The organism is Ureibacillus chungkukjangi (assembly GCF_003217295.1).
GTDB lineage: Bacteria > Bacillota > Bacilli > Bacillales_A > Planococcaceae > Ureibacillus > Ureibacillus chungkukjangi.
On record NZ_QJTJ01000022.1, the window covers coordinates 42,085 to 54,385 of the forward strand.

Consider the following 12,301-nt stretch of genomic DNA (forward strand, 5'->3'; position numbering starts at 1 on the left):
TTACCGGTGCTTTTCGTTGTATGAAAAAATAATGGTATGTTAAGATTTTACTTATAGTTTTTCTGTTATGTTGTGAGGAGGCTGGGGATGAATCGAATATTTCGATACACCATATTTTACTTATTAATTTTTCTCGTGATTATCGGTATTTTTGGAACTTTCAATGGAGGAAATACACCTTCAGATGAGTTAACGTATCATGAGTTTTTAGAGGCATTAGAAACAGGTACAATTGAGAAGGCGAATATTCAACCTGATGCAGGTGTACTTGTAGTAGAAGGGGAGCTAAAAGGTTATAAAGAAGGTCAAACCTTCATAGTCAATCTCCCACAGGATAACCAAGCTTTAATGACTAAGATTAATGAGTCAGCGGCAAATAATCCTAATATTAATTGGCTAAAAGCCCCAGAAACTAGCGGCTGGGTTCAATTCTTTACTGGTATTATCCCGTTCATCATTATTATCATTTTATTCTTCTTCCTATTGAGTCAATCTCAAGGTGGCGGGAATAAGGTGATGAACTTTGGTAAAAGTAAAGCGAAGTTATACGACACTCAAAAGAAAAAAGTACGATTTAATGATGTTGCTGGTGCAGATGAAGAAAAGGCTGAACTAGTAGAAGTAGTAGACTTCTTAAAAGATCATCGTAAATTTACTGAAATGGGTGCACGTATTCCTAAAGGTATTTTATTAGTAGGTCCTCCAGGGACAGGTAAGACATTACTTGCTCGTGCCGTTGCTGGTGAGGCTGGCGTACCATTCTTCTCGATTTCAGGTTCTGACTTCGTAGAAATGTTCGTTGGTGTCGGTGCAAGCCGTGTACGTGACTTATTCGAAAATGCTAAGAAAAATGCACCATGTATTATCTTTATCGATGAAATTGATGCAGTTGGTCGTCAACGTGGAGCAGGACTTGGTGGAGGTCACGATGAACGTGAGCAAACGCTAAACCAATTGCTTGTTGAAATGGATGGTTTCGGTGTTAATGAAGGAATTATCATTATCGCTGCAACAAACCGACCAGACATTTTAGACCCAGCATTACTTCGTCCAGGACGTTTTGACCGTCAAATTACTGTAGGTCGTCCAGATGTTAAAGGTCGTGAGCAAATCTTAAAAGTACATGCACGTAACAAACCATTACGTGATGATGTAGATCTTAAAGCAATCGCTCATCGTACACCGGGCTTCTCGGGTGCGGATTTAGAAAACTTATTAAACGAAGCAGCTCTTGTTGCAACTCGTCGTAATAAGAAAAAAATCGATATGATGGATATTGATGAGGCAACAGACCGTGTTATTGCAGGTCCAGCGAAATCAAGTCGTGTTATATCAGAAAAAGAACGTAATATAGTTGCATTCCATGAAGCTGGTCACGTAGTTGTAGGTTTAACTTTAGACCAAGCAGAAAAAGTGCATAAAGTTACAATTGTTCCTCGTGGTCAAGCGGGGGGTTATGCTGTAATGCTTCCTAAAGAAGATCGTTACTTCATGACAAAACCTGAGTTATTAGACAAAATCGCAGGACTTCTTGGAGGTCGTGTTGCCGAGGATCTTACATTTGGTGAAGTATCAACAGGTGCACATAATGACTTCCAGCGTGCTACTGGTATTGCTCGTTCGATGGTTACAGAATATGGAATGAGTGATAAGCTAGGGCCAATGCAGTTCGGTTCTACGCAAGGTGGTAACGTATTCTTAGGTCGTGACTTTAACTCAGAACAAAATTATTCTGATTCAATTGCCTATGAAATCGATAAAGAAATGCAATCGATTATCGTGGATCAATATGAACGTACAAAACAAATCCTAACGGAAAAACGTGATTTATTAGCATTAATCGCGAAGACATTACTAGAAGTGGAAACTTTAGATGCTGCACAAATTGAGCATTTAAGAGATCATGGGACACTTCCAGAGCGCACTGATTATTCAAAGGTTGACGATGAGGAAACTGTTGAATTAACAAAAACAAGCTCTGAAAACCCTGAAGCTAAAGACGTAGTAGTCGAAACACCTGGTAATACATCGTTAGAAAAAGAAATCGTTGGTCAAACACAAGACCCAACAGTAACGGATTTACCAAAAGAAAAGGATTCAACTCAATCGACTGAAGGTATCCAAGAAGATAGAGAAAAATGATCCTACTTAATTTGGTACAATCTTAAACAAATAAATTAAATGATTTAAGACTGAATGAGTATGCTAAGGTATGCTCATTCAGTTTTTTTGTATTCTTTTTTCTTTTCTAATGCAAATAAAGGAAGTAATTCCTCTCAATTGATATAATTGTTATGACTGTGTATATACACCAATAATATGATATTATTTTTAAAAATTGGACTAAAATTGGGCGTGATTAAATGATTCTTGTACTGAATGCAGGTAATTCCAATATTGCCTTGGGAATATACGAGCAGGATCGATTAAAGCATCATTGGCGAATGGAAACCAATCGGCATAAAACAGAAGACGAGTATGCCATGCAAGTGAGGGCATTTTTTGCACATGTACAACTATCCTTTGAAGATATTAAAGGCATCATTATTTCCTCTGTTGTGCCGCCAATCATGTATGTATTAGAAGAAATGTGCCGAAAATATTTTCATATTAAGCCGTTAGTAGTTGGTCCTGGTGTTAAAAATGGACTGAATATAAAATATGAAAATCCGCGAGAAGTAGGTGCCGATCGAATCGTCAATGCGGTTGCAGCTCTGGAAGAGTATGGTGGCAAAGGTCCGCTTATTGTAATCGATTTTGGAACGGCTATAACATATTGTTTAATTAACGAAAAAGGTGACTATCTCGGTGGTGCAATTGCTCCGGGAATTTCTATCTCTACAGAGGCACTTTATACGAGAGCTTCAAAACTCCCACGTATCGAAATTGCTCGCCCTTCAAATGTAATTGGTAAAAACACAATTTCAGCAATGCAGGCTGGAGTAATATTCGGTTTTGTAGGTCAGGTTGAAGGAATTGTGAGTCGAATGAAAGAACATAGCAAAGCTGAGCCCCTTGTCGTTGCAACAGGAAGTTTAGCAAAGCTAATAGCTAATGAAACAACGATGATTGATATAGTGGATGATTTGTTAACATTAAAAGGTCTTCATGTAATTTATAAAAGAAACCAATAAGAAATGAGGAAACTTCATGAGTGATTACCTAATAAGAGCTATAGGATTTAATGGAAATGTACGAGCTTTTGCAGCTAGAACAACAGAGACAGTTGGAGAAGCTCAGCGCAGACATAATACATGGCCAACCGCAACTGCAGCAATCGGTCGTTCTATGACGGCAACTGTCATGATGGGCGCCATGCTAAAAGGTGAAGATAAACTAACAGTCAAGATTGAAGGGAACGGTCCAATTGGGCCAATGGTTATCGATGCCAATGCAGTAGGGGAAGTGCGTGGTTTTGTTACAAATCCACAGGTCCATTTTGACTTAAATGATGCTGGGAAATTAGATGTTCGTCGTGCAGTAGGAACTGAAGGTGCGCTTACAGTTGTAAAAGACTTAGGGTTACGTGATATGTTCTCCGGGCAGACGCCAATCGTTTCAGGAGAGATTGGTGAAGACTTCACTTACTATTTTGCAGTGTCTGAACAAGTTCCTTCATCTGTTGGATTAGGTGTACTTGTTAATCCTGATAATAGTGTGCTAGCAGCGGGAGGCTTTATTATTCAATTGCTGCCTGGCTGTGATGAGGATACCGTTTCTGCAATCGAAAAACATTTGCAAAACATTGAGCCAGTCTCAAAAATGATTGAAAGAGGTTTAACGCCAGAGCAAATTTTAGAGGTTGTCCTAGGTGAAAATAATGTACAAGTACTTAGTAAGTCTCCGGTACAGTTTAAATGTCAATGTTCAAAAGAGCGTTTTGGTGCGGCAATTATAAGTTTAGGTGCTCAAGAAATTCAAGAAATGATCGACGAAGATGGTAAAGCGGAAGCGGAATGTCATTTCTGTTTAGAAAAGTATCAGTACGACCAACAAGAGCTTGAAGGGTTTATCGATGAAATCAAAGCACAATAATTATTCAAATCAAACAAATCAAAAACCGCTTTCACAACGGAGACTTAAAACAAAACCAACTTTGACATTATTAGCAATTTTATTGATCGGAAATATTCTTTGGTTTATCTCTTGGATTTTACCGGATGAAAAACAACAGGATGGTGGCGATGAAGTAGTCGCTACCATTGATAAGAAAAAGATAACACGCCAGGACTGGATGGCGGCAATGGAAACTAGATACGGGAAAGAGACACTACAAATCTTAGTGAATGAGGCTGTTATGGAAAAAGCAGCCCAAGAGTATGATATTAAGGTTTCAGATGAAGAGATTGATTTAGAAATCGCCCTAATACGTTCTGCTCAAGACAAAACGGATTCAACAATTCAAGAGTTAACGGATGAGGAGCTACAGCAGAAAGTACGTGCTCAGCTTATTCTCGAAAAGGTATTAACGAAAGATGTTGTTACTGATGCAGAGCAAGTAGCTGATTATTACGAAGACAATCAATCCCTTTATAATATTCCAACTACATATCGTACAAGCATCATAATAGTAGAGTCAGAGAAGGATGCGAAAAGTGTTAAAAAAGAACTAGAAGAAGGCTCGGATTTTTCAGTTCTTGCGCGTGAACGTTCTCTAGATACGACATCGGCTAGTTTAGGAGGAGATATCGGCTTTATAACGAAGTCTCAAAAGAATATAGACACAAGCATACCGCAAGCGGTGCAAAATTTAAATGCCGATGACATAAGCGAGCCTTTTGTAATGAAGGATGGACGATACGGCATTGTTTATGTGAAAGAGGTTAATGATGGTAAGTCGTTTACATACGAAGAGGTAAAAGAGCATATCGAACGCGTATTATCTTTAGAACAGCTGCCGACATCAGTGAGACCAGAAGCATTTTGGAAGGAATTTAACGCTTCTTGGTTTTATGGAGAGTCATAGAATGAATTTAGTAAAATATTCTCAATATTTAATTCATTTTTATTGACATAAAGTATCCTAAATTGGTAATATACTAAATAGATAAAACCTATAAATATAGTAGGTATTAAGGAGAGGGATGACCATAATGAGTAAATTAGCAAATTCAGTTGCTGAGTTAGTGGGGCAAACACCAATCGTAAAATTAAACCATGCAACAGGGGAAAACGAAGGAAACGTATACGTAAAATTAGAATTCTTTAACCCAGGTAGTTCTGTAAAAGACCGTATTGCTCTAGCGATGATCGAAGCAGCAGAAAAAGACGGTACATTACAACCAGGTGGTACAATTATAGAGCCTACTTCAGGAAACACAGGTATCGGCCTAGCAATGGTCGCTGCTGCAAAAGGTTACCGTGCAATCCTTGTTATGCCAGAAACAATGAGTATCGAGCGTCGTAAATTATTACGTGCATATGGTGCTGAATTAGTATTAACTCCTGGTCCAGAAGGAATGAAGGGTGCAATCGCTAAAGCAGAAAGTTTAGCAAAAGAAAATGGCTACTTCCTACCACAGCAATTTGAAAACCAAGCAAATGCTGAGGTTCACCGTTTAACTACTGGTCCAGAAATCGTAGAAGCTTTTGACGGTTTAAAATTAGATGCATTCGTTGCTGGTATCGGGACTGGTGGAACAATCACTGGTGCTGGTGAGGTCTTAAAAGCAAAATACCCTGAAATTGAAATTATTGCTGTTGAACCAAAAGATTCTCCAGTACTTTCAGGTGGTAACCCAGGCTCACACAAAATCCAAGGTATTGGTGCTGGATTCGTACCAAAAGTATTAAACACTGAAGTTTATACTTCAATCTTCCCAGTAGATAACGAAACTGCTTTTGAAGTAGCTCGTAAAACTGGTCGCGAAGAAGGGGTTCTAGTAGGTATCTCTTCAGGAGCAGCAATCTATGCTGCAATCGAAACTGCAAAACGCCTAGGTAAAGGGTCAAACGTTCTAGCAATCGTCCCATCTAACGGAGAGCGTTATTTATCTACAGCCCTTTACAACTTTGAAGACTAATTCAACCAAACTATTACAGGGCATTACCTTTAGGGGTAATGCTTTTTTGTATGATTTAAAGTATGGGAAAGGGTAAACTAATTTTAGTTGGGAATGCTAGGATGCCCCAGAGCGGAACTCATCCCAAAAAGATAAGCATTTTAAAATAATATTTAACTAGATAATGGTAAAATAAATCCGAGCTTTAGCTTATATTAATTGCTTGGGAAATATTTTATCGGAAAAGTATTTCCTGAAATTTACATAGAAAACAATCTTCATGAAAAGAGAGGGTAAGCGATGCTATCGAAATATCCAAAGCCTTTAGTCCTTAATGATATTGAACTTGATTATAAGAAAGAAACCTTTGTTATGGGTATTTTAAATGTAACTCCGGATTCATTTTCAGATGGAGGGAAGTTTAATTCCGTTGAGCGAGCAGTACAGCATGCCAAAGAAATGGTTGAAAATGGTGCTAAAATAATAGATATCGGTGGAGAGTCAACACGACCTGGATATACAAGAATTTCAGACGAAGAAGAAATTGCAAGAGTAGTACCTGTTATAAAAGCATTACTAAAGGAAGTGCCAGCTATTCTTTCAATTGATACATATAAATCGGCGGTAGCTAGAGCTGCTATAGAAGCTGGTGCGCATATGATTAATGATATATGGGGGGCAAAAGCTGATCCTGAAATCGCCAAAGTAGCTGCCGAATACAATGTACCCATTATTTTAATGCATAATCGAAAAGGCAAGTCTTATAACAATTACTACGAAGATTACTTAGACGATCTCCAACAGAGCATTAATATTGTTAAAGAGGCTGGGGTACCAGAATCGCATATAATAGTAGATCCTGGCATCGGTTTTGTGAAAAATCTACAACAAAGTGTGGAAACGATGCAACGGTTAGAGGAGCTTGTGGCTATTGGATATCCAGTATTACTTGCAACGTCACGTAAACGGATGATTGGTACCATTCTAAATTTACCTCTAGAGGAACGCGTAGAAGGAACGGCTGCTACTTGTGCTTACGGAGTCATGAAGGGCTGTCATATTGTGCGTGTTCATGATGTGAAAGAAGTATCACGTACCGTCAAAATGATTGATGCACTAATGGGCAAATTTGAAGTAAATGAAGAATTGCCAGCTAGACACTAATACTTAAGGAGAACGATTAATGGATTATATACATTTAAGAGATATGCAATTTTTTGGCTATCACGGTGTTTTACCAGAGGAAAATGTTCTTGGACAGCGATTCAGAGCAACTGTTACCTTGGCGGTCAATATTCAAAAAGCAGGGCAAACCGATGAACTAGAGGACACGGTAAGCTATGTCGGAGTCTATGATATTTGTAAAGAAGTGATAGAAGGAAAGCCTTATAAATTAATTGAGGCTGTTGCTGAAAATATTGCAGCACGAATACTCTCCGATTACGAAGGACAAGTATACGGTTGTAAGGTAGAGGTTATTAAACCGGATCCTCCTATTCCAGGACACTATAAAGAGGTAGCTGTTGAAATTGTAAGAGGGCGCTTTTATGAATAATGTCTATTTATCCTTAGGAACAAATATTGGGGACAGAGAACAAAATCTAAAGCTGGCCGTTCAGTTGCTAAAGAATAAGTCGGGTATAACCTTAACATCAGTTTCATCAATTTACGAAACAGCACCTGTTGGTTATATAGAACAGCCTGCATTTTTAAATATTGCTTTAGCTATACAAACAACACATTCGGCTTTAGAGACGCTACAAATATGCCAATCAGTCGAGAATGAGTTAGGCCGCGTTCGTGAAATTAGGTGGGGTCCTCGAATTATAGACCTTGACATTTTGCTCTATAATAACGACAATATTGAAGTTGAAAACTTAATCGTTCCACATCCTAGAATGTTCGAAAGGGCCTTTGTTTTAGTTCCATTATTAGAAATTGCTAAAAGCGTTAAGAATCCTAAGCTTGAAAAGGCTAAAGCTAGTCTAGATAGTATGGATCTTGCGGCTGAAGGGATTACTAAATGGAAAACGATAAACGATGTAGAGACGTTTTAATAATTGATTCAGATTTAAAAGAAATAGTCGTCATTAATATATAGAAGTAAGTTTAGTAGGGATTTTTGAATTTCCCTTAAAAGGAGGAGAGTTTTTTGACTACACAAAATAAGCCGTTTCAAATCGGTGATATTGTTATGGATAACCGAGTTGTACTAGCCCCGATGGCAGGAGTCTGTAACTCAGCTTTTCGTCTCACTGTAAAAGAATTCGGTGCTGGCTTAGTATATGCTGAAATGATCAGTGATAAAGGGTTAGTTCAGCGCAATAAAAAGACATTAGATATGTTATATATCGATGAGCGTGAAAATCCACTTTCTTTACAAATCTTCGGTGGAGACAAGGAAACGTTGGTAGAGGCTGCAAAATATGTTGATAAAAATACAAATGCAGATATTATCGATATCAACATGGGCTGTCCGGTCAATAAAATTATCAAATGTGAAGCGGGCGCAAAATGGCTTCTTGATCCAAATAAGATTTATGAAATGGTTTCTGCTGTAGTCGATGCTGTGGACAAGCCTGTTAGTGTGAAAATGCGTATTGGTTGGGATGACGAGCATATTTTTGCCGTAGAAAATGCACAAGCCGCAGAACGTGCTGGAGCAGCGGCTATCGCTATGCATGGACGAACACGTGTTCAAATGTATGAAGGAAAAGCGAATTGGGAAATTATTAAGGAAGTAAAGAAGAATATCAGTATTCCATTTATCGGTAACGGAGATGTTGAAACACCTCAGGATGCTAAGCGTATGCTAGATGAGACGGGTGTGGATGCAGTAATGATTGGTCGTGCCGCATTAGGAAACCCATGGATGATCTATCAAACTGTTGAGTATCTTGAAACTGGTGTATTAAAACCAGAACCATCAGTTGCAGAAAAAATGGACGTATGCTTACTTCACTTCGAACGTTTAATGCAGCTTAAAGGTGAGGGTGTGGCTGTTCGAGAGATGCGAAAACACGCATCCTGGTACTTAAAAGGTATTCGTGGAAACGGAAAAATCCGTAATGCCATCAACCAAATGGAAACAGCAGCAGAATTACGTGCACTCCTACAAAATGTCGTAGTCGAATTAGCTGAAGGCGAAGAGCAAAAAGCTGAGGCTATCTAATAAGAAGGCATCCTTTCTATCGAATATTGATAGGAGGATGCCTTTTTCTAATGATTTATTTTGCTAAATCTTCTTTTGTTGGTCCCATTACACCAGGAACAGGTAAGCCTGCTTGGCGAAGTAGAACTTGCATTTGAGCGCGGTGATGTGTTTGGTGATCGACCATCATTCGAAGCAATGCGCCAATTGGAGTTTGATGGCCGTGACTATTCACTTCCGTAAGAAGCTTTTCATCTGATAGATTTTCTTTAGCTAGTTTTACAATGTTTTCACTCACTGCACTATAAGTACTAATAATCTCACTGATGGTAGCAGGAGTATTTTGTGGGTTAAGCTCCACATTAAGAGAGAAACCAACTTGCCCCATGAAGTATGCTGGAGAAGTTGTTAAATGCCAGGCTAAAGATTCTAAAGAACTGTGACCTTCCACAATAGCCACCTGCTTTTTATCATCCATGATAGCTTTATAAATTGCTAAAGTTCCCCCGCAGTTTCTTTCCCATTCTTGAATAAAATCGTTTAAATTACGATACATCATTAAATCCCCCTTTTTTGTTATTGTGGAAATTTTAGCATATTTCTACTTAAAAATAGGAATAAATAAACTTGGAGAAAAATAATGAGCCATCAACATAAAAAATTCAGAAAAATAAAACATTTTAGAATCCAAACAAAATAAACCGAAAGAGGTGAATAGAATGCTGAAATTGTGTACAATAGGTACATTATGGATTAAATGAACGCTATTGGTGGAAGGCAAGTAATTATATGTAGGTAATTGGCTGTGGTGGGATTCGACCGTTGCTATGGATACTAGCATCTCACTAACCGACTTATTAAGCGGTTTCTACTAACAAAGCACAAATATAAGGAGTGAAACACGTGTCAAACATTGAAGAATTAAACGACCAACTTTTGGTGAGACGCCAAAAGATGACAAATATTCGTGAGAACGGTATGGACCCATTTGGTAGCCGTTTCGAGCGTACACACTTATCAACTGAAGTGGTTGAACAGTTCGACCAATTCTCGAAAGAAGAGTTAGAAGAGAGTTTACGTGAAGTTGTGATTGCTGGACGTATTATGACAAAGCGCGGTAAAGGTAAAGCAGGCTTTGCTCATATACAAGACTTAGCAGGACAAATTCAAATTTATGTGCGTAAAGACCATGTTGGAGACGAACAATATGATTTATTCAACCAAGCCGACTTAGGAGATATCGTAGGGATTCGCGGAAATGTATTCCGTACTCAAGTAGGTGAGTTATCTGTAAAAGCAGAAGAATTCACTTTCTTATCAAAATCATTACGTCCAATGCCTGAAAAGTTCCACGGCTTACAAGACGTTGAGCAACGCTACCGTCAACGTTATTTAGATTTAATGACGAATGCAGAAAGTAAAGCTACTTTCATCACTCGTTCAAAAATCATTCGTGCAATGCGAACGTATTTAGATGGACAAGGCTTCCTTGAGGTAGAAACACCATTATTACACACAATCGCAGGTGGAGCTGCTGCTCGCCCATTCATTACACATCACAATGCGTTAGATATGGATCTATATCTTCGTATTGCGATTGAATTACATTTAAAACGTCTAATTGTAGGTGGACTTGAAAAGGTTTATGAAATTGGTCGCGTATTCCGTAACGAGGGTGTATCAACACGTCATAACCCAGAGTTCACTTTATTAGAGTTATATGAAGCGTATGCAGATTATAAAGATATTATGGAACTAACAGAGAACCTGATCGCTCATATTGCACAAGAAGTATTAGGTACTACTGATGTTCAATATGGTGATGATATTATTCACCTTGCTCCAGGCTGGAAACGTCTACACATGGTAGATGCAGTTAAAGAGGCAACTGGTGTGGACTTCTGGAATCCTATGACTAAGGAAGAAGCACAAGCTGCTGCTAAAGAGCACGGTGTAGAAATCAAAGCCGTTCATGAAGTAGGACATATTATTAATGAATTCTTCGAGCAAAAAGTAGAAGAATCATTAGTTCAACCAACATTCATCTACGGACATCCAGTAGAAATTTCGCCATTAGCGAAGAAAAATCCAGAGGACGAACGCTTCACTGACCGTTTTGAGTTATTTATCGTACGTCGTGAACATGCGAATGCCTTTACTGAATTAAATGACCCAATCGATCAAAGAGAGCGCTTTGAAGCACAGCTTGCAGAAAAAGAAGCAGGTAATGATGAAGCGCATGATATGGACAATGATTTCATTGAAGCGTTAGAATATGGTATGCCTCCAACAGGTGGACTTGGGATTGGTATTGACCGTCTAATCATGTTATTAACAAATGCTCAATCAATCCGTGACGTATTACTGTTCCCAACAATGCGCCATCGTGACTAATTGATATCTTTTATAAATAGCAGGAGTTGAAGTGTGTTTAAACACTCAACTCCTTTTTTGATTTTGAAGGGGAGCTAGGGAGTGTGTTTCGAGTTCGGAAGTTTAACATCTTTATGCTTAAATTAGCTAGTAAGATATAATAAATTGATTTAGTTGAAGCTATACAGGTTTTATTAATATAGAGATAGAATTCTGTGCAATCACTTTTAAAACATCATTCCAATGGCTATACTGATGCTTAACTTGCATGGTATTTATAAAAAGTTATATTTTTTTAGAAAAACACTTGCATGTTATTTTGAAAGATGTTAAATTATTAAAGTCGCTAAAACGCGACGGTAAATTAAATAAACTTCTGAAAAAAACTTATTGACAGTGCATTTCGGAAGTGATAAACTTTAAAAGTTGCTGTTTGATAGCGATGAAATAAAAGTTTTAAAAAGTGTTGACAACCGAGTTGTTAACAAGTATAATATAAGAGTTGCTGTTCGAAAGATGGCGACGAAATGAACCTTGAAAACTGAACAACAAAACGTTAATGAACATAGTTTCTTCTATTAATTTAGAGAAACAAAATTTTGGACATCAAAATTGATGCCAGCAGATGTTTGTCGGACATTTATAATGTCCGGTACAAAATTTGAGCTTTATCAAATTTTCTCTTTTATGGAGAGTTTGATCCTGGCTCAGGACGAACGCTGGCGGCGTGCCTAATACATGCAAGTCGAGCGGACTTTAGAAAAGCTTGCTTTTC

Annotated in this window: 11 protein-coding genes and 1 rRNA gene; 11 read left to right on the top strand and 1 reads right to left on the bottom strand. The window is 38.1% G+C overall.

The window, feature by feature from the left end:
- The first annotated feature begins 87 nt into the window (after window positions 1–87).
- The 9 genes from ftsH to dusB all read left to right on the top strand — a co-directional run bounded on the left by ftsH (window position 88) and on the right by dusB (window position 9,174).
- Window positions 88–2,142 carry an ATP-dependent zinc metalloprotease FtsH gene (gene ftsH, locus BJ095_RS14035; RefSeq protein WP_107936339.1) on the top strand — a complete coding sequence of 685 codons (2,055 nt, stop codon included), beginning with the start codon at window positions 88–90 and terminating at the stop codon, window positions 2,140–2,142.
- 221 nt (window positions 2,143–2,363) lie between these two features.
- Window positions 2,364–3,134, top strand: coding sequence for a type III pantothenate kinase (locus tag BJ095_RS14040; protein ID WP_107936341.1), 771 nt, complete (start codon window positions 2,364–2,366; stop codon window positions 3,132–3,134).
- A gap of 16 nt (window positions 3,135–3,150) precedes the next feature.
- Window positions 3,151–4,035 carry an Hsp33 family molecular chaperone HslO gene (gene hslO / locus BJ095_RS14045; protein ID WP_107936343.1) on the top strand — a complete coding sequence of 295 codons (885 nt, stop codon included), beginning with the start codon at window positions 3,151–3,153 and terminating at the stop codon, window positions 4,033–4,035.
- Window positions 4,016–4,966, top strand: a complete 951-nt coding sequence (locus tag BJ095_RS14050) for a peptidyl-prolyl cis-trans isomerase (RefSeq protein ID WP_107936345.1) — start codon at window positions 4,016–4,018, stop codon at window positions 4,964–4,966. The genes hslO and BJ095_RS14050 overlap by 20 nt, the downstream gene beginning before the upstream one ends.
- A 127-nt stretch (window positions 4,967–5,093) precedes the next feature.
- Complete coding sequence (gene cysK / locus BJ095_RS14055) at window positions 5,094–6,023, top strand: cysteine synthase A (RefSeq protein ID WP_107936347.1); 930 nt, start codon at window positions 5,094–5,096, stop codon at window positions 6,021–6,023.
- Window positions 6,024–6,302: 279 nt separating this feature from the next.
- On the top strand, window positions 6,303–7,166 hold the full coding sequence (folP, locus tag BJ095_RS14060) for a dihydropteroate synthase (RefSeq protein ID WP_107936349.1): 864 nt from the start codon (window positions 6,303–6,305) through the stop codon (window positions 7,164–7,166).
- Between the two features lie 19 nt (window positions 7,167–7,185).
- Entirely contained in the window at window positions 7,186–7,557 is a 372-nt protein-coding gene (gene folB / locus BJ095_RS14065) for a dihydroneopterin aldolase (RefSeq protein ID WP_107936351.1), read from the top strand.
- Entirely contained in the window at window positions 7,550–8,059 is a 510-nt protein-coding gene (gene folK, locus BJ095_RS14070) for a 2-amino-4-hydroxy-6-hydroxymethyldihydropteridine diphosphokinase (RefSeq protein WP_107936353.1), read from the top strand. The genes folB and folK overlap by 8 nt, the downstream gene beginning before the upstream one ends.
- 95 nt (window positions 8,060–8,154) lie before the next feature.
- Window positions 8,155–9,174, top strand: a complete 1,020-nt coding sequence (gene dusB, locus BJ095_RS14075) for a tRNA dihydrouridine synthase DusB (protein WP_268968901.1) — start codon at window positions 8,155–8,157, stop codon at window positions 9,172–9,174.
- A 55-nt stretch (window positions 9,175–9,229) separates the two neighbouring features.
- Here dusB and BJ095_RS14080 read toward each other — a convergent pair whose 3' ends face one another.
- Complete coding sequence (locus tag BJ095_RS14080) at window positions 9,230–9,709, bottom strand: DinB family protein (RefSeq protein WP_107936355.1); 480 nt, start codon at window positions 9,707–9,709, stop codon at window positions 9,230–9,232.
- Window positions 9,710–10,047: 338 nt separating this feature from the next.
- Here BJ095_RS14080 and lysS point away from each other — a divergent pair, with 338 nt between their 5' ends.
- Both lysS and BJ095_RS14090 read left to right on the top strand, forming a co-directional pair.
- On the top strand, window positions 10,048–11,547 hold the full coding sequence (gene lysS, locus BJ095_RS14085; RefSeq protein WP_181418076.1) for a lysine--tRNA ligase: 1,500 nt from the start codon (window positions 10,048–10,050) through the stop codon (window positions 11,545–11,547).
- A 663-nt stretch (window positions 11,548–12,210) separates the two neighbouring features.
- A 16S ribosomal RNA gene (locus tag BJ095_RS14090) occupies window positions 12,211–12,301 on the top strand; the annotation flags it as partial.